The 17,756-nt window shown below is 68.1% G+C and carries 17 protein-coding genes; 15 read left to right on the top strand and 2 right to left on the bottom strand.

Features of this window, described 5'->3' with window-relative positions:
* Positions 1-12 precede the first annotated feature (12 nt).
* Genes ASD30_RS27340 through ASD30_RS25480 form a run of 5 tightly spaced genes read left to right on the top strand, consistent with a single transcriptional unit; the run spans position 13 to position 7,121 of the window.
* Positions 13-366 carry a hypothetical protein gene (locus ASD30_RS27340; RefSeq protein ID WP_200951262.1) on the top strand — a complete coding sequence of 118 codons (354 nt, stop codon included), beginning with the start codon at positions 13-15 and terminating at the stop codon, positions 364-366.
* The gene (locus ASD30_RS25495; RefSeq protein WP_156393783.1) at positions 363-1,010 is read left to right on the top strand and encodes a hypothetical protein; all 648 of its coding nucleotides are present in this window, start codon (positions 363-365) and stop codon (positions 1,008-1,010) included. The genes ASD30_RS27340 and ASD30_RS25495 overlap by 4 nt, the downstream gene beginning before the upstream one ends.
* Positions 1,007-2,194 carry a DUF6361 family protein gene (locus tag ASD30_RS25490; protein WP_156393782.1) on the top strand — a complete coding sequence of 396 codons (1,188 nt, stop codon included), beginning with the start codon at positions 1,007-1,009 and terminating at the stop codon, positions 2,192-2,194. The genes ASD30_RS25495 and ASD30_RS25490 overlap by 4 nt, the downstream gene beginning before the upstream one ends.
* Positions 2,194-4,014, top strand: coding sequence for a phospholipase D family protein (locus ASD30_RS25485; RefSeq protein ID WP_056689140.1), 1,821 nt, complete (start codon positions 2,194-2,196; stop codon positions 4,012-4,014). The genes ASD30_RS25490 and ASD30_RS25485 overlap by 1 nt, the downstream gene beginning before the upstream one ends.
* The gene (locus ASD30_RS25480; protein WP_056689137.1) at positions 4,011-7,121 is read left to right on the top strand and encodes a helicase-related protein; all 3,111 of its coding nucleotides are present in this window, start codon (positions 4,011-4,013) and stop codon (positions 7,119-7,121) included. The genes ASD30_RS25485 and ASD30_RS25480 overlap by 4 nt, the downstream gene beginning before the upstream one ends.
* Positions 7,122-7,144: 23 nt before the next feature.
* On the opposite strand, the gene ASD30_RS25475 is transcribed toward ASD30_RS25480, so the two are convergent.
* Complete coding sequence (locus ASD30_RS25475; RefSeq protein WP_056689135.1) at positions 7,145-7,825, bottom strand: hypothetical protein; 681 nt, start codon at positions 7,823-7,825, stop codon at positions 7,145-7,147.
* Positions 7,822-8,415 carry a hypothetical protein gene (locus ASD30_RS25470; RefSeq protein ID WP_056689132.1) on the bottom strand — a complete coding sequence of 198 codons (594 nt, stop codon included), beginning with the start codon at positions 8,413-8,415 and terminating at the stop codon, positions 7,822-7,824. Before ASD30_RS25470 ends, ASD30_RS25475 begins: the two co-directional genes overlap by 4 nt.
* A 624-nt stretch (positions 8,416-9,039) precedes the next feature.
* On the opposite strand from ASD30_RS25470, the gene ASD30_RS25465 reads away from it, so the two are divergent.
* The 10 genes from ASD30_RS25465 (at position 9,040) to ASD30_RS25420 (ending at position 17,719) form a co-directional block, all read left to right on the top strand.
* Complete coding sequence (locus tag ASD30_RS25465; RefSeq protein WP_200951261.1) at positions 9,040-10,545, top strand: Rieske 2Fe-2S domain-containing protein; 1,506 nt, start codon at positions 9,040-9,042, stop codon at positions 10,543-10,545.
* A complete protein-coding gene (locus ASD30_RS25460) occupies positions 10,542-11,132 on the top strand; it encodes a 3-phenylpropionate/cinnamic acid dioxygenase subunit beta (protein WP_056689126.1) in 591 nt (196 codons plus the stop codon). Before ASD30_RS25465 ends, ASD30_RS25460 begins: the two co-directional genes overlap by 4 nt.
* Entirely contained in the window at positions 11,129-11,437 is a 309-nt protein-coding gene (locus tag ASD30_RS25455; RefSeq protein ID WP_056689123.1) for a hypothetical protein, read from the top strand. The genes ASD30_RS25460 and ASD30_RS25455 overlap by 4 nt, the downstream gene beginning before the upstream one ends.
* Complete coding sequence (gene hcaB, locus ASD30_RS25450) at positions 11,434-12,219, top strand: 3-(cis-5,6-dihydroxycyclohexa-1,3-dien-1-yl)propanoate dehydrogenase (protein WP_056689120.1); 786 nt, start codon at positions 11,434-11,436, stop codon at positions 12,217-12,219. The genes ASD30_RS25455 and hcaB overlap by 4 nt, the downstream gene beginning before the upstream one ends.
* Positions 12,220-12,273: 54 nt before the next feature.
* Entirely contained in the window at positions 12,274-12,471 is a 198-nt protein-coding gene (locus tag ASD30_RS25445) for a ferredoxin (protein ID WP_056689117.1), read from the top strand.
* A complete protein-coding gene (locus tag ASD30_RS25440) occupies positions 12,468-13,688 on the top strand; it encodes an NAD(P)/FAD-dependent oxidoreductase (protein WP_056689114.1) in 1,221 nt (406 codons plus the stop codon). The genes ASD30_RS25445 and ASD30_RS25440 overlap by 4 nt, the downstream gene beginning before the upstream one ends.
* Before the next feature lie 4 nt (positions 13,689-13,692).
* Complete coding sequence (locus ASD30_RS25435; RefSeq protein ID WP_056689111.1) at positions 13,693-14,469, top strand: class II aldolase/adducin family protein; 777 nt, start codon at positions 13,693-13,695, stop codon at positions 14,467-14,469.
* A gap of 49 nt (positions 14,470-14,518) precedes the next feature.
* Positions 14,519-15,274 carry an IclR family transcriptional regulator gene (locus ASD30_RS25430; protein WP_200951260.1) on the top strand — a complete coding sequence of 252 codons (756 nt, stop codon included), beginning with the start codon at positions 14,519-14,521 and terminating at the stop codon, positions 15,272-15,274.
* Between the two features lie 121 nt (positions 15,275-15,395).
* Positions 15,396-16,160: a thiolase family protein gene (locus ASD30_RS27880; RefSeq protein ID WP_082564191.1), complete on the top strand. Its 765-nt coding sequence runs from the start codon at positions 15,396-15,398 to the stop codon at positions 16,158-16,160.
* The gene (locus ASD30_RS25420; RefSeq protein ID WP_056689105.1) at positions 16,157-17,719 is read left to right on the top strand and encodes a class I adenylate-forming enzyme family protein; all 1,563 of its coding nucleotides are present in this window, start codon (positions 16,157-16,159) and stop codon (positions 17,717-17,719) included. Before ASD30_RS27880 ends, ASD30_RS25420 begins: the two co-directional genes overlap by 4 nt.
* Positions 17,720-17,756 lie beyond the last annotated feature (37 nt).

The following is a 17,756-nucleotide window of genomic DNA, read 5'->3' as shown; positions in this document are numbered from 1 at the left end:
AAGGTGGTCGCCGTGGCCCTCACCAGACGAACCGCGCGCTTCGGCGACCTCGCGCGCGCGGTCGAGGACCAGCTTCGCGAGCAGGGCCTGGCGGTCGAGCCCGAGGTGCTCGACCAGATCCTGCGGAACCGGATCGACACGGTCGCCGAGGTCATGCGCGTGTCCCCACGGACCGCGCTGGGATACGCGCCGGCAGACCTTCCAGTGATCCTCGCCGAGACAATCGTTGATGCGACACGGACCACGCCTCCGAGCGCCGCGTCCTGCGGCCGCCGTCAATCGCTTCACCACGTCAAGGTGATCGCCTTCAGCGACCTGACCGGCGTGGGGGAACTGGGTGGCCGTCTGTTCGGCCCTGTCGCATGACCAACGCCCCCTCTATTACCGGTCCACGGATCTTGGGCGTCCAGGTGCCGGCATACAAGAACCTCCGCGGGGTCCTGCTCGTGGTCGAGGGTGAGCACGACAGGCTCGTCCTCGACGAGCTGTGGGGGCTGGAGCTCAGGTCAGCCGGGGTCGGGGTGGTCCGGATGCTCGGCACGCACAACATCCTGGCCACCGTCGACCTCGACTTCATTGAGCGCTACCTGGACGTCGACGTCACCGTCATGCTGGACAACACTCGCCTGGAGCGGCTCAGCCGCTCCGGCGAACGCACTCCCGAGGAGAAGAAGCTTCTGCACCTGCGCCGGGCGGCCAAGGAGCGCGGCCGCAATGTGCGCGAGATCGGCCTCGACCGGCCCGATATCGTCTGCTACCTCAGCGAGACAGCTGTCCGCAGACTGCATCCCACGTTCACGTCGTGGACCGACATCAACAGCAGCCGGCCCGACCGACCGATGCGGTACAAGGAGGACTGGCTGCTGGCACGCCACGGCGTCGACCTGACCCGCGGTGCTCGGGTCCGTGAGGTGCTCGACCTGATGCGAGCCGAGGGGCACCGTCCCGTTGGCGAGCTGACCCAGAAGGTGGAGCGCTTCCTGGCTGAGCGGTCGGAGGTGTGCCCGTGAGCTCCCGGTTCGGCTGGCTCGACCACGACGACGCCCACCGGGCCCAGATGATGGAGGTCATCAAGCTCTTCCAAGACCAGGGGAGCGTCGACGAGCTCGGGATCGGTAGCGTCCGCGACGCGTTCTCCAACTCGTTCTTCCCGGGCACCTCGGTGCTGCACACCCGGGCGCGCTACCTCTTATTCATCCCATGGCTGCTCACCGACGTGGCCCGCAGGGGCCGGCCGGTCGACGAGTCGCGCAAGGCGCTGCGGGAGGCTGAGGTGCGGCTGATCAAGGCGCTGCTGGCCGGTGGCGAGCAGTCGAATGTGATCGGCAGCCAGGCACAGGAGAAGCTCAAGACGATGCCGAGCCAGGTCTACTGGCCGGCGCTCGCCACGTTCCAGCTCCGCCGCTGGGACACGACCATCGATGGCTACTTCCGCAAGGCGTCCCAGCACGCCCGCCGCAGCGCCGAAGTGAGCACCGGGGACGCCGAGACGGCACGCGTGGACGTCGGCCTCGACTCTGCGCTGCCGGCGCCGCCCGAAGAGCTGCTCACCGAGACCACGTTCGACCTGACCTACGACGAGGCGGACACGCTGAAGGCCGTGTTTGCGAGGCTTCCGTCCAGCTCACTGCTCGGCTGGTTGGCCGCCAACGCCACAACCGCGAGCGGCGACTGGGTCTGGCAGCACCCCCAGCTGGGCGACATGCCCGACGAGCACCGGGCGCGGATCGACCACGCGCGCCGACTCCACCACGTCTGGCACGGCGCGCCGCTTCTGTACAACCTGATGCTGGCTCGCCAGGTCGAGGACGACGCGCTCGTCGAGCTCTACGAGGAGTCGACCGAGGACTGGCTCGAGGACCTCGAGGCAGAGCGGGCGCTCGAGGGGTGGCAGCGGCAGGACTTCTGGGCGCTGGTGCGCCAGCTCAACCCGCGCGTCGGCGCGCCGACCGTCGCCTTCGTCAATCAATGGATAGACCTCGTCGAGGCAGGCGACAACGCCGGCGACCACGCCGAGCGGCTGGTCCGCGACCGCGAGATCCGGCTGAAGGGGCGGCGCAGCCGCATCGCCTACCCGGACGCGCGAGCAGGCTGGAGCGGGGGAGCCGGGCTGGTCCGGCTCGACTACCGGTGGCGGGTGGCGCAGCGGTTCCTGGACGACGTCCTCGCCGGGCTGAGCGGCGGTGCGGTCTGATGCTCGAGCCCGAGAGCAGACACCTGCTCACAGACGCGCTGCGGCCGCCCGACGGGTACGCCGTCGAGCGCGCGCTGGCCACGACCTACACCCTCGACCTCACCTCCGTGCTCCTGGCGCCACTCGCAATGGCCGCCTACGACCAGCGCCACGCCACGGAGCTCGACGGGGCGGCCACGCCGCTCGCGCTGCTCGAGTCGATCCGACGGCACGCCGAGCACACGACCGTGCTGTGCCAGGCGGCCGGCATCCACGTGCCACCTGCCTACCCCAAGCTGGCGGCGTTCGCGGAAGGGTGCGTCGCGGAGGTCGCACCGCCCCCGGGCCGTACCTTCCACCCGAAGATCTGGGTGCTCCGGTTCGTCGACGACGACGGGCGCAGGCGACACCGGTTCGCCTGCCTGAGCCGCAACCTGACCGGCGACCGCTCCTGGGACACCGTCCTGATCTGTGACGAGGACCCCGACGCCAAGCACACCCTGGACCCCGGACCAATCAGCACCTTCGTCGAGGAGCTGCTCGAAAGCACCGTCCGGCCGCTGACCGCAGTACGCCGAGAGCAGCTCCGCGACCTGTGCGAGAGCCTGCGCCACGCCCGGCTGGCCCTCCCGGAACCGTTCACCGAGGGCCGCGTCATCGCCCTCGGCACCCCGTCCGGTGACGGCTGGCCGCTCCCGGACACGGCCGACACCTGCGCGGTGATCTCGCCGTTCCTCGACGTCGGGGCGGTCGACCGGCTGCCGCGGAGCCGCGGAGACCGGATCCTGCTCTCGCGCCCGGACACCTTCGAGCGGCTCGGGTCACGCGCTCTGGTCGACCTCGACCTGCGGGTGCTGCAACCGCTGGCCGACTCCGCCCAGCCCGACGAGAACGCCGAGGCAGCTCCCGCCGCCGACCTATCCAAGGGGCTGCACGCCAAGGTCTTCGCCTGGCAGACCGAGGGCCGCGCCCACGTCCTGACCGGCTCGGCCAACTGCACCGGCGCCGCGTTCGGCGGCAACATCGAGCTGTCCGTGCTGCTGTCCGGCCCGATCTCGGCCTGCGGCGTCCACGCGCTCGTGGGCGACGACACTTCCGGCTTCCTCCGCATCACCCAGGGCTACGCCCCCCGCGAGGTCGAGCCCCAGCCCGACCCCGTCTACCGAGCCGAACGGATGGTCGAGCTGTGGCACGCCGAGCTCGCCGCGTGCACACCCCGGCTGCTCGTCACCGACGGCGAGTCCGGGTTCGACCTGCAGCTGGAGGTCACGCTCCCGGCCGACCCCGACGGGCTCGTCGACCGGACCACAGCGCGCCCGGTCGGCGTCCGCACCATTCCGTTCCGCCCCTTGGCAGACGGTCCGTCGTGGCGCGGCCTCAACCTGGCCGGGCTCACGCCGTACCTCGCCGTCAGCACCACCGTCGACGTCGACGGGACGACCATGACCAAGGAATGTGTGCTGCTGTGCGAGGTGGTGGACGCACCTCAGGACCGGCTGGCCCGGCTGCTACGTGAACTGCTCGCGCGTCAGGAGGACATCCTCCGCTACCTCGCACTGCTGCTCGGTGACCCCTCGGTTGACGACCTCCTCGACCGGTTGCTGCACGACGGCGCGGACGAGGACGAGGACGACGACAAGAAGCGCGGCTCGTACGGCGTCTCCTTCGACGACCTGGTCCTACTGGAGCCCCTGGTCCGGGCGGCCGCGCGGGGAGACGACGCGCTCCTCCGGGCACACCGGCTGCTCGAGGACCTCAGGGACCCGAACGGCGAGCTACCCCAGCTGAGCGCGGAGTTCCTCGAGCTGTGGCGTGTGGTGTGGGAAGCGAGCGAGCGATGACGACACCGCGACCAGATCTCGAGCGCGAGCTGGAGGGTCTGAAGGACTTCCAGCTCCGCACCGTCGACCGGGTCCACGAGCGACTCTGGGACCCGGTTGACCCCACCCGCCGCTTCCTCGTCGCTGACGAGGTAGGGCTCGGCAAGACTCTCGTCGCGCGCGGCGTCATCGCCAAGGCCATCGACCACCTCTGGGACACCGTCGACCGCGTCGACGTCGTCTACATCTGCTCCAACGGCCAGATCGCCCGGCAGAACCTGCCCAAGCTGCGCATCGGGTCCGACGGCGACGAGCGCCGCCACGCCGACCGGCTGACCCTGCTCGCCACCCAGCTGCGCAAGCTGGAGGGACGCAAGCTCAACTTCGTCTCGTTCACCCCCGGAACGTCGTTCAACATCTCCGACAGCGGCGGCCACGTTGGAGAGCGGGTGCTCCTCTACTGGCTGCTCAAGACCGCCTGGAGCAGCGAGGTGCGCCCCGGACCGTGGGTGCGCTTCTTCCAGGGCCGGGTGAGCGACGCGAACTTCGACCGGGCACTGAAGAACTTCGACCGGCGTCAACTCACAGCCGAGCTGGGCCGTGAGTTCGCCGAGTCGCTGGACTCCCTCAAGGGCCCGATGGGTGGGCGACTCAGCGACGAGCTTCGAGCCTGTGTGCGGGAGTTCGTGCCCGTGCGGGGCAATCCGGGCGGCTCGCTGGGCCACCGCCGCTACCGGCTGATCGGGAAGATGCGCCAGGCGCTTGCCCGCACCGCGGTCCGGAAGCTCGAGCCCGACCTGGTCATCCTCGACGAGTTCCAGCGGTTCAAGGACCTGATGTCCGACGAGGGCGAAGGCGCCGAGCTCGCGCGCGAGCTGTTCGACTTCGAGGGCTGCCGGCTGCTGCTTCTCAGCGCGACCCCCTTCAAGATGTACACACTGCCCGAGGAGCCCGAGGGCGACGACCACTACCGCGACTTCGTCGACACGGTCAGCTTCCTCGCGGGTCCAGACCGGGCCGCCAGGGTGCAGCGCGAGTCGGGGGAGCTCAGGCGGGCGTTGTACGCCGGCGACCTGGCAACCGCCCGGGCTGCGCGCGATCAGGTGCAGGCCGAGCTGCGCCGGGTCATGACCCGAACTGAGCGGCTGGCTACAACACCGGACCGCGACGGGTTCGTCGTCACCCGCGGGCTGCCTGGGGTGGCGCTGGCGTCCGATGACGTCCGCGACTTCCGGAGGCTGCAGGGCGTGGCCAAGGTGGTCAACGGCCAGGACCCGCTGGAGTACTGGCGGGCCGCCCCGTACGTCTTGGAACTGATGGAGAACTACCAGATCAAGCACCGGTTCCAAGACCACGACCCCGGCGACCCGGCGCTGGTCAGCGCGCTCTCGGCGGGTGCAGCCGGGCTGACCTGGGAGCAGGTTCGGGGCTACCAACGGGTCGACCCGGCCAACGCGAAGATGCGCGGCCTCGCCGCCGACGTGCTCGACCGCGGAGCCTGGCAGCTGGTGTGGATCCCGCCGTCGATGCCGTACTACGAGCTCGCGGGGCCCTACGCCGAGCCGCAGCTCCGTGAGTTCACCAAACGGTTGGTCTTCTCATCGTGGGCGGTGGCGCCCAAGGCGATCGGCACGGTCATCAGCTACGAGGCCGAGCGCCGGATCGCAGAGCGCGCGGCGCGGGCCAGCTCGGCCGCCGCCTGGACGCAGTACGACGCGACACGACCGACCGGTCTGCTGACGTTTCAGAAGACCGACGGCCGGCTGACCGGTGTACCGGCCCTGGGCCTGCTTTACCCGAGCGTCACGCTCGCCGAGGCGGGCGACCCGCTGGACGTCGCACGTACGCTGGGCCGCACCCTGCCGATGGCACGGTCCGAGATCGAGGCCGAGGTGCGGCGCCGGATCGAGGAGCTGTTGGCGACGCTCCCGGCCGGCCCGGAGACCGGGGTGGAGGACGCCCGTTGGTACTGGGCCGCGGCCCTTCTCGACCGGCAGCGCGACCTCGACCTGATGGCGGAGCTGCCCTACGGCCTTGCCGACGATCCCGACGACGTGACCCAGCGCGGGTTCGGCGACCACCTCGACGCGGCGGCCGAACTAGAGGACCGCGCGCTGGGCAGGCGCCCGGATGACCTCGTGCAAGTGCTCGTCCTCCAGGCGCTGGGGGGCCTGGGAAACGTGGCGCTCCGCGCGCTGTCGCGTGTCACGGGCGGCGTCGAGGCGCTCAGCGACCCGGACATCAGGTCGTACGCCTCGTGCATCGCGTGGTCGCTGCGCAACATGTTCAACCGGCCGGAGATCATGGGCATCGTCCGTAGCTCCGGTGAGGGAGCGTACTGGCTTGACGTCCTGCGGCACTCCGTCGGCGGTGGGCTGCAGAGTGTCCTCGACGAGTACGTCCACGTGCTGAACGTGACCTCGGCGGAGACGATCGCGGAGGAGGTGGACGCTGCAGCCTCCCTGCGGACCGCCGTGCAGACGTTCACCGACATCCAGGTGCGTAACGGTCGGGTCGTCTCAACGCCCCACCGCACCCGGACCCACCTCGCCGTGCGGTTCGGCCGAGGGGTGACCGAGGACGACAAGAGCGTGATGCGCGAGGGTCAGGTTCGGACTGCGTTCAACTCGCCGTTCTGGCCCTTCGTCCTCGCCTCGACGTCGGTTGGGCAGGAAGGGCTCGACTTCCACCACTACAGCCACGCCATCGTGCACTGGAACCTACCCAGCAACCCCGTCGACCTGGAGCAGCGGGAGGGGCGCGTGCACCGCTACCAAGGCCACGCCGTACGCCGAAACGTCGCCGCCGGCTACGGCGACCGTCCCGAGGTGGTCCGGGCGGCGAACCCGTGGGCGGAGCTGTTCCGGCTGGCGGCAGAGGACCGCGAGCCCGGCGTCAGCGACATCTACCCCTCGTGGATCCCGCCGCTCGCCGGCACCGCGCGGATTGAGCGCTACGTGCCGGCGCTGCCGCTGAGCAAAGAAAGCCACGCCCTGCGGCGGCTGCTGCGGACCGTCGGCGCCTACCGCCTGGTGCTCGGCCAACCGAGGCAAGAGGATCTACTGCGCTACCTCGGCGACAGCGCCGCCGACCTCGACGACCTGCGCATCGACCTGGAGCCCCGATGACGACATCACCTACACGCCGCGCATCACAGCCCCCGCAGGTTCGGTGGGCCAGAGGGACCGCCAGCCTCGGCGAGGATGCGCAGCACCGTGGCGTCGTCGCGGAAGGCCTGAGCCAGCTGTTCCGGACGACCGTCGAAGCCCGGGGGAGTGGCACCGTCGTCGGCTGCGGTGGCAGCCGCGTCGAGGTAGCGGGCGATTCGGCGCAGCAGCGCCGGTGGGAACGCCATCGTGACATCAGCAGATTCCCCGGCGATCCCCTCGGCGCCGGCGGCGGCGCGCGTGGGCTCGGTGCTGGCGATGGTGCCGAGAACTGACAGGCACTTAACCAGCTCGGTGACACGGGTCTCGGCGTGCTCGGGGTCGTCGCGTTCGGCGAAGCGGACCTGGCAGGCCTCGGCGAGCCCGGCGACCGTCCGCCCCACGACATTGATCGGCACGGCCGCAGTGCGGGGTGCCTCGTACAGCTCGGCGCCGGGGGACTCCTCGGCCAGCGAGAACGCGATCGACTCGGCCATGCCGGCGATTGCCTCGTCGGTGAGGTAGTGGCGCGCAGTGGCCTTCGTGGTCCGCATCAACTGTGCCACCGAGCCGACGCGCTCGGTGATCAGGTCCTCGGCGGCCGCCCGGGACATGACCATCCCGTAGGTGTCGAGCGCCGAGAGGAGTGCGTCGACGCGGCCCTGGGTCCAGTCGGTGGTGCTCATCGGTCTCCTGCCGATCCGGCGTCGGGGGACGTGCCCCAGCGGCCCTGGGCGGACTGTCGGGCCATGCCAGCGGCGCGGCCGATCGCCTCCCACGTCTCGCCCGACGCTCGGGCGATCGAGACCGCGGCATCGAGCCGCTCCTTGGCTGCCGCCGCGGCCTGGGCGGCGGCCTCGACCTCACCCAGCGCGTCCGCACCGAACGCGTGCTCGGAGCGCCACAGGTCGTGGGCGACCTCGTGGACGTCCTCGCGGTCGGAGACGAACACGACGTCCTCGTCGGTGGCGTAGACCCGCAGGGCCTTCGGGTCCTCCAGCGCCTTGGACGGGACCCGGGTGAAGACGGGGCCGACCCAGGTGGTGTAGCGGAACGAATCCTGGACCCGGCAGTCGCAGCAGATCACCCAGCCGGTGACCTCGCCGGCAGGCCGGGTCGGGTAGGACCAGGTGCCGTCCGCGGCCTGCACCTCGGGGCCGGAGGCCACCTGGTCGTCGGGAATCCCGCCACCGGTCGTCCCGACAGCGCGCTGGCCATCGACGAACTGCGGCACCAGATAGCCCTCGTGCAAACCGTCTTCCGTCACCCAACCCATGTCGCTATCATGGCAGGTAATCCTGACGCGGGGAAGCGATTCCGTCAGGATTACCTGACATAAGATAGGTTATCGGCGTCCAACCAACGGGATAGTCGCATCTACTTCTACTGCCAGTTAGCTTTGTGCCCCTTCGCCATGGGAACGGAAGCAGATCAGGTGGGACCCAACCGGGCCCTGGCGGCTGGCGAGGCAAGCGTTGCGGAGGTGTAAAGCGACTCAGCAATCGCTTGCGAGCGTGCTCGGTGATTCCGGGCGAGCTCGACAAATGCGTCGCAGTCGTCGTGCTCGACGTGATGTCCCACAAGTTCAACAGCGCAAGTCGCCGCAGGGTCCTCACTGCCGGCATCCCCTGCAGCGCTGGGATGAGCGATCGGTTCACGGACGCGCGGCTCTTGAGAGCATGCGGGACTCCGCCCCGTGGTCTGCAAGATCATGTGCTGACGCGAAACAACGCCTGGGCCAAGTGCCGATCGCCACGAAGCTGTGTGATGCCGGGTCGACTGCAAGGGTGATCCTTGACACGTTCGCTCTCTGTATGGGAGAAAGTGTTTCTGCAGTGGTGGTGGCTGGTGCAAGCTGGCCAACGTCCGACTCCTCAGTCTGTCGTGGCCAGGGGCGTCGGTGGGGGCCCGGCGTCTTGACGCGTCCCCGATCGCGATCTATTCTTCTATTGACAAGAACATGTCTCTGACTGACAGAATATGTCTTGGTACCTTTGTCCTGACGGTAGGAGTCACGATGGCCGAACAAGCGGCGGTGTTTGACGCGGTGCGCCGCGGGATGATCCCTGCGCACATCTACAACGACGCGGAGATCTTCTCTCTCGAGAAGGAGCGGCTCTTTGGCCGGAGCTGGTTGTTCGTCGCGCATGAGTCCGAGGTCCCCGATGCGGGGGACTACGTCGTCCGTAGGGTGCTCGAGGACTCGTTCATCATCTCTCGTGACAACGACGGTGGGGTGCGGGCGATGTTCAACATGTGCCTGCATCGCGGCATGCAGGTGTGCCGCGCGGAGATGGGAAACGCCTCTCACTTCCGGTGTCCGTATCACGGCTGGTCCTACCGGAACGACGGCCGGATTGTCGGTCTGCCGTTCCACAAGGAGGCCTATGGAGGCGAGGAGGGGTTTTCCCGCAAGGGTCAGACGTTGTTGCCGGCACCGTCACTGGGGACCTACAACGGGCTGATCTTCATCAGCCTGGATCCCGACGCGCCGCCGTTGGAGGAGTTCCTGGGCGACTTCAAGTTCTACCTCGACTACTACACCAAGCAGAGCAGCAGTGGGATCGAGCTGCGCGGCCCGCAGCGCTGGCGGGTGAAGGCGAACTGGAAGATCGGCGCGGAGAACTTTGCCGGCGACATGTACCACACGCCGCAGACCCACACCAGCGTCGTCGAGATCGGGCTCTTCCGTGAGCCCAAGGCGGAGAAGCGCAAGGACGGCAACACCTACTGGGCCGGGAACGGTGGTGGCACGACGTACAAGCTTCCGGACGGCAACCTAGAGGAGCGACTGCGCTACGTCGGCTACCCCGACGAGATGATCGAGAGAATGAAGGAAACCTGGTCGCCGGATCAGCAGACGGTCATCGGCGACAACGGGTTCATGATCTCTGCGGCCTCGCTCTTCCCCAACCTGAGTTTTGTCCACAACTGGCCCCGCGTGGAGGAGTCCGACGACGTCCTGCCCTTCGTCTCGATCCGGCAATGGCAGCCGATCAGCGAGAACGAGACCGAGATCCTGTCCTGGTTCGCCGTGGACAAGGAGGCACCTGAGGAGTTCAAGGCTCTGTCTTACAAGGCCTACCTGATGTGTTTCGGCAGCACGGGCATGTTCGAGCAGGACGACGTCGAGAACTGGGTCTCGCTGACCAACACCGCAGCGGGTTCCATGGCCCGACGCCTCCAGCTCAACAGCCGCATGGGCATGCTCTTCGACGGCTCCCCCGTTGTCCAGCCGCTGTCTGCTGAGGAGTTCGCCGGCCCAGGCGTCGCACACGCCGGCTATGGCGAGTACAACCAGCGTCACCTGCTCAACGAGTGGGCCAACTGCCTTGAACGCCCGGTCGACGAGGCAGCCTCGCTCGCGGTGGGCGCGGAGAAGCCGATCGAGGAGGTCCCCCGATGAGCACGACGCACCACGCGATCGACTCGGCTCAATCGCCCTTGGGACGACACGCCTCGACCACGAGCCGGGCGGGGAAGAGCCTGCCCTTCGACGACCCACGTCACCTGGCCGCGCACCATTGGCTGGTCGAGGAGGCCTATATCCTCGACCATCAGGAGTACGAGACCTGGCTGGAGATGCTCACCGAAGACATCCACTACTTCATGCCGGTCAAGGTCACCACAGCGCTCGGCTCCGGCTATGACACAGCCCCCGGGATGGCGCACTTCGACGAGAACAAGTACTCCCTGAGCCGTCGGGTAGCCCGCTTCGCCACCGAGCACGCCTGGACCGAGGACCCGCCCTCCCGGATCAGGCACTACGTGACCAACGTGCGCACCTTCGAGACCGACGCCGCCAACGAGATCATCGTGGACTCGGCTGTGCTGCTCTTCCGCAGCCGCGGTGACGTGCGCGAGGCCTCGCTGATCTCCGCCGGGCGGGAGGACCTCCTGCGCCGAGACGGCGACCGTTGGCAGCTCGCCCGTCGACACATTGCCGTCGACGAGTCCGTCCTCCGCACCCAGAACCTCGCGATCTTCCTATGAGCCTGCAGTGGGAGGGTGAGGAGCAGGACCGCCAGGCGGCCATCACAGCGGCCGCCCAGCGCGACGTGTTTCTCGAACATGCGGTCGGCGATCTAATCGTGATCGCCAACGAGTTCTCCGAAATCCATGTGCTCCGGGTCGAGACGCGCAACGGCTCCCGGCTCATGATCGAGTCCCCGAAGTCGGGCCAGTGGATCACACTCGACCCTCTGGAGCTGGAGTCGCTGACTTGGCAGAGCACTGCGACGTTCTCCGCGATGATCGGCAACCCGTTCGGTCCTCTGATCCAGGAGGACTCGGCATGAGTGACTGGCTCGATGGCCGCCGGGCGCTGGTCGTCGGCGCCGGTTCCGGGATCGGCCGTGCCGTGGTCGATGCGTTCCTCGGGGAGGGCGCGCGGGTAGCCGTGCTCGAAAAGGACGAGGACAAGTGCGCGGCGATCGGCAAGGAGCTGCCAGAGGTACCCGTCACCGCCGGCGACGCAACAACCCGGGCGGCGAACGACGAGGCCGTGGGCCGGACGGTCGAGGCCTTCGGCGGCCTAGACATCCTGGTGAACTGCGTCGGAGTCTTCGACTTCTACCGCGGGATCGGCGACCTCGAGACGGACCAGATCGACGAAGCGTTCACCGAGATGTTCTCCGTCAACGTCAAGTCCCACCTGCACTCGGTCAAGGCCGCCCTGCCCGCCCTGAAGGAGTCGCGCGGCGCAATCATCCTGACCGAGTCCACCTCGGCCTACTACCCGGGCCGCGGCGGGGTCCTCTACGTCTCCTCGAAGTTCGCCGTCCGCGGCCTGGTCACGTCGCTGGCCTACGAGCTGGCCCCAGAGGTGCGGGTCAACGGCGTCGCGCCCGGCGGCACCATGAACACCGACCTACGGGGACTCCAGAGCCTGGGCCTGCGGGACAGCCGGCTCGACGATACCCCCGGCCGGGAGGCGGAGCTCGCGGCGCGGGTCCCGCTGCAGGTCGCCCTCAGCGGCGAGGACCACGCGTGGAGCTACGTCTTCCTCGCGTCAAAGCGGGCACGCGGAGTGACCGGGGACGTCATCCACCCCGACGGCGGCATCGCGGTCAAGCGGTGAAGCCAAGACCGAGCACCATACCGAGGCATACAGGGGAGCGAGGAGCTGAGAGCAGTGGCAGTTGTGAAAGCGGACCTGGAGGCCTGTCAGGGCTATGCCAACTGCGTAGTGGGTGCCGAGGACTACTTCGACATCGACGACGACGGGGTCGTCGTCCTGCTGAGGGCCGAGGTGAGTGAAAGCGACCGCGGCCGTGTGGAGGAAGCTGCTCGGAGCTGCCCCGTCTCCGCGCTCCTGGTGGAGGACCAGTGACCTCCACCGTCATCGTCGGATCGTCCGTCGGTGGTGTCCGGACGGCGCAGGCGTTGCGATCCGAAGGGTACGACGGGGAGGTCGTCCTCGTCGGCGAGGAGAGCGAGTTGCCCTACGACAAGCCGCCGCTGTCCAAGGGGCTGCTCGCCGGAACCGCAACCGCCGACTCGGTGCGCCTGCTAACCCAGGACGCCGCCGACCGGGCCGGCATCCGGCTGCTCCTCGGCCATCGCGCCACCCGGGTCGACGTCGCCGCGAACCTCGTCGAGCTCCAGGGCCACGATCCGCTGCGCTACGACCATCTCGTGGTCGCCACCGGGGCGCGTGCCCGGCCGTCCCCGTGGGGTGAGCGCCCAGGCATCCACGTGGTCCGTGTACTCAGGGATGCCCAGTTGCTCCGTCAGGACCTGCTCGACGGCGGGCACGTCGTGGTGGTCGGCGCCGGCTTCATCGGGGCCGAGGTCGCATCCACTGCACGGCTGCTCGACCTCGAGGTCACCCTGGTCGACCCGCTTCCCGTGCCGATGAGCCGAGTGCTCAACCCCGAGGTCGGTGGCTGGTTCGTCGACCTGCACCGGCGACACGGGGTCCGCTCGATCTTCGGCGTCGGCGTGGAGGCCATCGATGGGGAGCTCGGCGACTTCACCGTCCGGCTCACCGACGGCTCGGAGCTTGCCGCCGCGGTCGTGGTGGTGGGCATCGGCGCAGAGCCGAACGACGGGTGGTTGCGGTCCTCAGGGCTGGTCGTCGACAACGGGCTGGTCTGCGATCAGTACTGCCGGGCCGTCGACGCTGACAACGTCTTCGGTGTCGGCGACGTCGCCCGCTGGTTCCACCCAGGGTACGGCGCCGAGATGCGGGTCGAACACTGGACCAACGCCGTCGACCAGGCCGTGTGCGTGGCCCACAACATCGCCCATCCCGACGACCTGCGCGTCTACGCCCCCGTCGAGTACGTCTGGAGCGACCAGCACGACTGGAAGGTCCAGGTCGTGGGCCGCACCAGCGGCACGACCGAGCACGTCGTGGTCGGGGACCCGGCCGAAGACAACCGCTTCGCAGTCCTTTACACCCGCGACGGGACGACGCTGAGCGGGGCGGCGGTCGTGAACTGGCCCCGCGCCCTGATCGGGTGCCGCAGGGCACTCCGTGACGGGTCACGGCTCGCGCAGGTCCACGACGCCCTCACGGCACAGGCTTCGAAGGTTCAGGAATGAGGCCATGACCCGCTCGAACAACAGAGAACTGGATCGGCTCCGCACCGAGATTGCGGACGCCTGCCGGGTGCTCGCCGCGCGCGGTCTCGCCGACGGCATCCTGGGCCATGTCAGCCTGCGCATCGACGACTCGATGCTGCTCGTGCGCTGTCGAGGCCCGCGGGAACGGGGACTGGCCTTCACGGTGCCCGACGACGTCCGGCTCGTCGATCTCGACGGAGCGCCGGCGGGTCCTGGCGAGCTCGACGAGGGTTACACGGTGCCCAACGAGCTGCCGTTGCACACCGAGGTGCTCCGCGCACGCCCTGAGGTACGGGCGGTCGTGCATGCGCACCCCCCGGCCGTCGTGGCGGCCGACCTTGCGGGGCTTGCGGTGCGGCCCATCGTCGGAGCATTCGACATCCCGGGCATGCGCCTCGCCGCCGGCGGTGTGCCGGTGTACCCCCGCGGCGTGCTGGTTCGCAACCGCCGGCTCGCACAGGAGATGGTCAATGCACTCGGCGACCGGCCCGTGGTCGTGCTGCGCGCCCATGGCTTGACCAGCGCCGCCGGCAGCGTCGAGCAGGCCGTGCTCCAGGCGATCAGTGTGGACACCCTGTCCCGGTTGGCGCTAGATATCGCGTCAGCCGGCGGGTCCCTGGTCGACCTGCCCGACGAAGACGTCGCCGAGCTGCCTGACCTCGGAGGGTCTTTCAACACCGACACGGCCTGGCGACACGAGCTCGCCCGGCTTCGGACGCCAACGCCTGTGAGCGGGGAGCGGCTCGATGAACGCAGATAGGGTGAGCGCCATGGCAAGGATTGGTTCGCTCACTGGGGCAGGGGACGGCGTGGCTCCGCCTCAGTACCCGATCGAGTCCGTTGACAACGCGTTGCGTCTGCTCCTCCTCTTCGAGGAGCAGACGCAGATCCGGCTCACCGAGGCCAGCACCTACCTGGGGGTGGCGTCGTCGACGGCGCATCGTCTGATGGCGATGCTGCAGTACCGCGGTTTCGTACGGCAGAACGCGGTCACCCGGGCCTATGAGCCGGGGCCGGCGCTGAGTTCCATTGCGTTGGGAATCATGGCTCGGCTCGATGTCCGGGCCAGCGCCCGGCCGCTACTCGAGCAGTTGCACCGCGAGTTCGCCGAGACCGTCCACCTCGGGCGGCTGGAGGGGCAGAACGTGCATTTCATCGATGCCATTGAAGGCACCCGGGCAGTTCGCGTCGGCTCTCGGGCGGGCCGTTCCCTGCCCGCCCACGTCACGTCCAGCGGCAAGGCGATGCTCAGCCGACTCGACACCGCGGCCCTCCGTGCCCTCTACCCCCAGGAGGCGCTTGACGCGGTCACCGAACGGTCGCTGACCAAGCGCGCTCAGCTGGAGGAGGTCCTCGAGGTCGTCCGTCGTCGCGGATACGCAACCAGTGACGAGGAGAGCGAGGAAGGTGTCGTCTCGATCGCAGTGCCGGTCTCCGGCCTGAGCGGCGTTCTGTATGCCGTGAACATCTCGGTCCCGAAGCACAGAATGACCAGGACACTCCGCGGAGAGATCGCAGCCAGTCTCATGCGGACGGGCGAGGAGTTGAACGGCGTCCTGGTGTGAGACTTGGGTAGCCTGCTAGCGGTCCTGGCACTCGGGCTCTTCTCGGCCAACGTCTTCGTCGTGCGCTCCGCGAGTGTGCGGCTCGACCAGCAGGTCGGCGTTCTGGTTGCCCTCATGGCCAATGTGGTCTTCGGGGGCCTGTTGTTCGCAGCGGACCTGGCGCGGCGCATCGCCTTGGACATGGGGGCCTTTGGACGTTCGCGGTGGCCGGGGTGCTTGCCAGCTACCTGGGGCGACGGGGTTTCTTCCGCTCGCTGGAGACCCTCGGGCCGTCGCGCGCGAGCGCTGTCCAGATCGCAAATCCGATGTTTGCGGCGGTGCTGATCGGCGAGGTCCTCGACTCGGTCACGGAGCCGCGGCGGCAGTCGTCTGCTCGGGCGATTGGCTGCTCAAACAAGATCCCAGCGTGCAAGCACGGGCGATACGCGTGCGCGGGCTCGGGATGTCGAGTGGAACCTATGCACGACGCCCCGATGCGCCCACCTTGTCGAGGACGGCTGCTCGCCGAGCATTCGCCGAGGCCGGCCTGAAGCCGGCGGACGTGGATCTGATCGAGGTCCACGACGCCACCGCCTACGGGGAAATCCTGCAACTGGAGATGCTCGAGCTTTGCGGTCCAGGCGAAGCAGCGAAATTCGTCGCCGCAGGCGAGACCGGCCCGGGGGGAAAGCTCCCGGTCAACACCTCAGGCGGCCTGGTAGCCAAGGGGCACCCAGTGGCTGCGACCGGTCTCTCCATGATCCACGAACTGGCGACTCAGCTGCGCCACGAGGCTGGCCCCCGGCAGGTCGAAGGAGCAGACGTGGCGTTGGCCGAGAACGGCGGCGGGGTCCTCGGTCTGGAAGAAGCGGCCTGTGTCGTCACCATCTTGGAGAGGCCAGCATGAACGCCAATATCGCCAGCCACCTCGCCAACACCGCTCGGCTCGAACCCGACCGCACGGCCGTACGAGACCACGCAACCGGCGCGACCCTGACATACGGCGAACTGGCCGAGCGATCCGCTCGCATCGCGGCGGGGTTGCTCGAACAGGGCCTCCAGGTCGGTGACCGAGTTGCGCTCCTGCTTCGAAACTCGCCCGAGTACATCGAAGTCTTCTTCGGAGTGGCGACGGCAGGGCTGGTGATCGTGCCGTTCAACACCCGGTTGGCGACCAAAGATTTCGCGCACATGCTTGCCGACGCAGGGTGCTCCGCTCTCATCACCGAACCGCACTTCTTGGCGGCACTCAAGGATGTCGGCCCAGAACTCCCGCTCCTGGTCGACATCAGCAACTCTGGTGGCCACCTAGGTCTCGATGATCTTCTCGGCCACGAGCCCATTGACGTTGCTTTCCGAGAAGACAGTGATGTCTGCTCGCTGATGTACACCAGCGGCACCACCGGAACACCGAAGGCCGTGATGCTGAGTCACCGCGCGTGGACCAGCGTCAGTGAGACCTCCGAGGCGATCTTGTCGTTCACGCCCGGGATGTCAGTTCTGCATCCTGCGCCTCTCACGCACGGCGCCGGCTTCTTGATGCTACCCACCATCCGCCATGCGGGGGTCAACGTCACGACGCCCAACTTCGACCCAGCGGTCACCGCAGAACTCATGGCTTCCGGCCAAGTTCAAGGGATGTTCCTGGTCCCCTCGATGGTTCGCATGATCCTCGACGAGATGGCCGAGACCTGGCGGCCCGCGGACGGGTTCGCGTGGATCTTCTACGCTGGCTCGCCGATCGAGGTTCAGACACTGCGTGAGGCTTCTCGTCGGTTCGATAGTCGACTGGTTCAGTCATTTGCCCAGATGGAAGCTCCGATGTTCCTCACGTATCTCGGCCAGGACGAGCATCGAGCTGCATTGAACGATGACACTTCCGACTTGGCGCGCTCCGCAGGCTATGTCATCCCAGGACGCGAGGTGCTCATCGTTGACGACAAGGGCGATCCCGTGCGAGCCGGCACCGTCGGCGAGGTGGTCGCTCGAGCACCCCAAATGATGCTCGGCTACTGGAATCGGGAAGAAGCCACAAGAGAAACCATCCGTGACGGGTGGCTCCACACCGGTGACCTCGGATACTTCGATGCCGACGGAAAGCTGTTTGTCGTCGACCGGGTCAAGGACATGATCGTCACGGGCGGCTCGAATGTGTTCGCCCGCGAAGTAGAGGACGTGCTCGCGCACGCGCCAGGGGTCGCCGACGTTGCGATCATCGGTCTCCCTCACCGGATCTGGGGCGAGGAGGTCACGGCCGTGGTCGTCGCGGCCCCAGGAAGCAGCCTCAGCGAGGGTGAGCTACGCGACTACTGTCGGGAACGGCTAGCGGGCTACAAGATCCCGAAGCGGGTAATCGACGTCGACGCACTTCCCAGAAACGCATACGGGAAGGTCTTGAAGAGACAGCTCAGAGACGCGTTGGCGGACAACGGAACCGAACCCGCCCCTAGCGCGGCAGGGAGTTGAACTACGGGGTTCTCGTAGGTCTCGAGGCAGCGGCCCC

Source organism: Nocardioides sp. Root140 (genome assembly GCF_001426745.1).
Classification (GTDB): Bacteria; Actinomycetota; Actinomycetes; order Propionibacteriales; family Nocardioidaceae; genus Nocardioides.
Note: the sequence above shows the minus strand (reverse complement) of the source record. Positions and strands in the feature narration are given on the sequence as shown.

Bases quoted from the DNA above. Each gene is read 5' to 3' on its own strand.
- ASD30_RS25495 (WP_156393783.1), top strand. From the start codon at position 363: ATGACCAACGCCCCCTCTATTACCGGTCCACGGATCTTGGGCGTCCAG.
- ASD30_RS25485 (WP_056689140.1), top strand. From the start codon at position 2,194: ATGCTCGAGCCCGAGAGCAGACACCTGCTCACAGACGCGCTGCGGCCG.
- ASD30_RS25480 (WP_056689137.1), top strand. From the start codon at position 4,011: ATGACGACACCGCGACCAGATCTCGAGCGCGAGCTGGAGGGTCTGAAG.
- ASD30_RS25475 (WP_056689135.1), bottom strand. From the start codon at position 7,825: ATGAGCACCACCGACTGGACCCAGGGCCGCGTCGACGCACTCCTCTCG.
- ASD30_RS25470 (WP_056689132.1), bottom strand. From the start codon at position 8,415: ATGGGTTGGGTGACGGAAGACGGTTTGCACGAGGGCTATCTGGTGCCG.
- ASD30_RS25460 (WP_056689126.1), top strand. From the start codon at position 10,542: ATGAGCACGACGCACCACGCGATCGACTCGGCTCAATCGCCCTTGGGA.
- ASD30_RS25455 (WP_056689123.1), top strand. From the start codon at position 11,129: ATGAGCCTGCAGTGGGAGGGTGAGGAGCAGGACCGCCAGGCGGCCATC.
- hcaB (WP_056689120.1), top strand. From the start codon at position 11,434: ATGAGTGACTGGCTCGATGGCCGCCGGGCGCTGGTCGTCGGCGCCGGT.
- ASD30_RS25435 (WP_056689111.1), top strand. From the start codon at position 13,693: ATGACCCGCTCGAACAACAGAGAACTGGATCGGCTCCGCACCGAGATT.
- ASD30_RS27880 (WP_082564191.1), top strand. From the start codon at position 15,396: ATGTGGTCTTCGGGGGCCTGTTGTTCGCAGCGGACCTGGCGCGGCGCA.
- ASD30_RS25420 (WP_056689105.1), top strand. From the start codon at position 16,157: ATGAACGCCAATATCGCCAGCCACCTCGCCAACACCGCTCGGCTCGAA.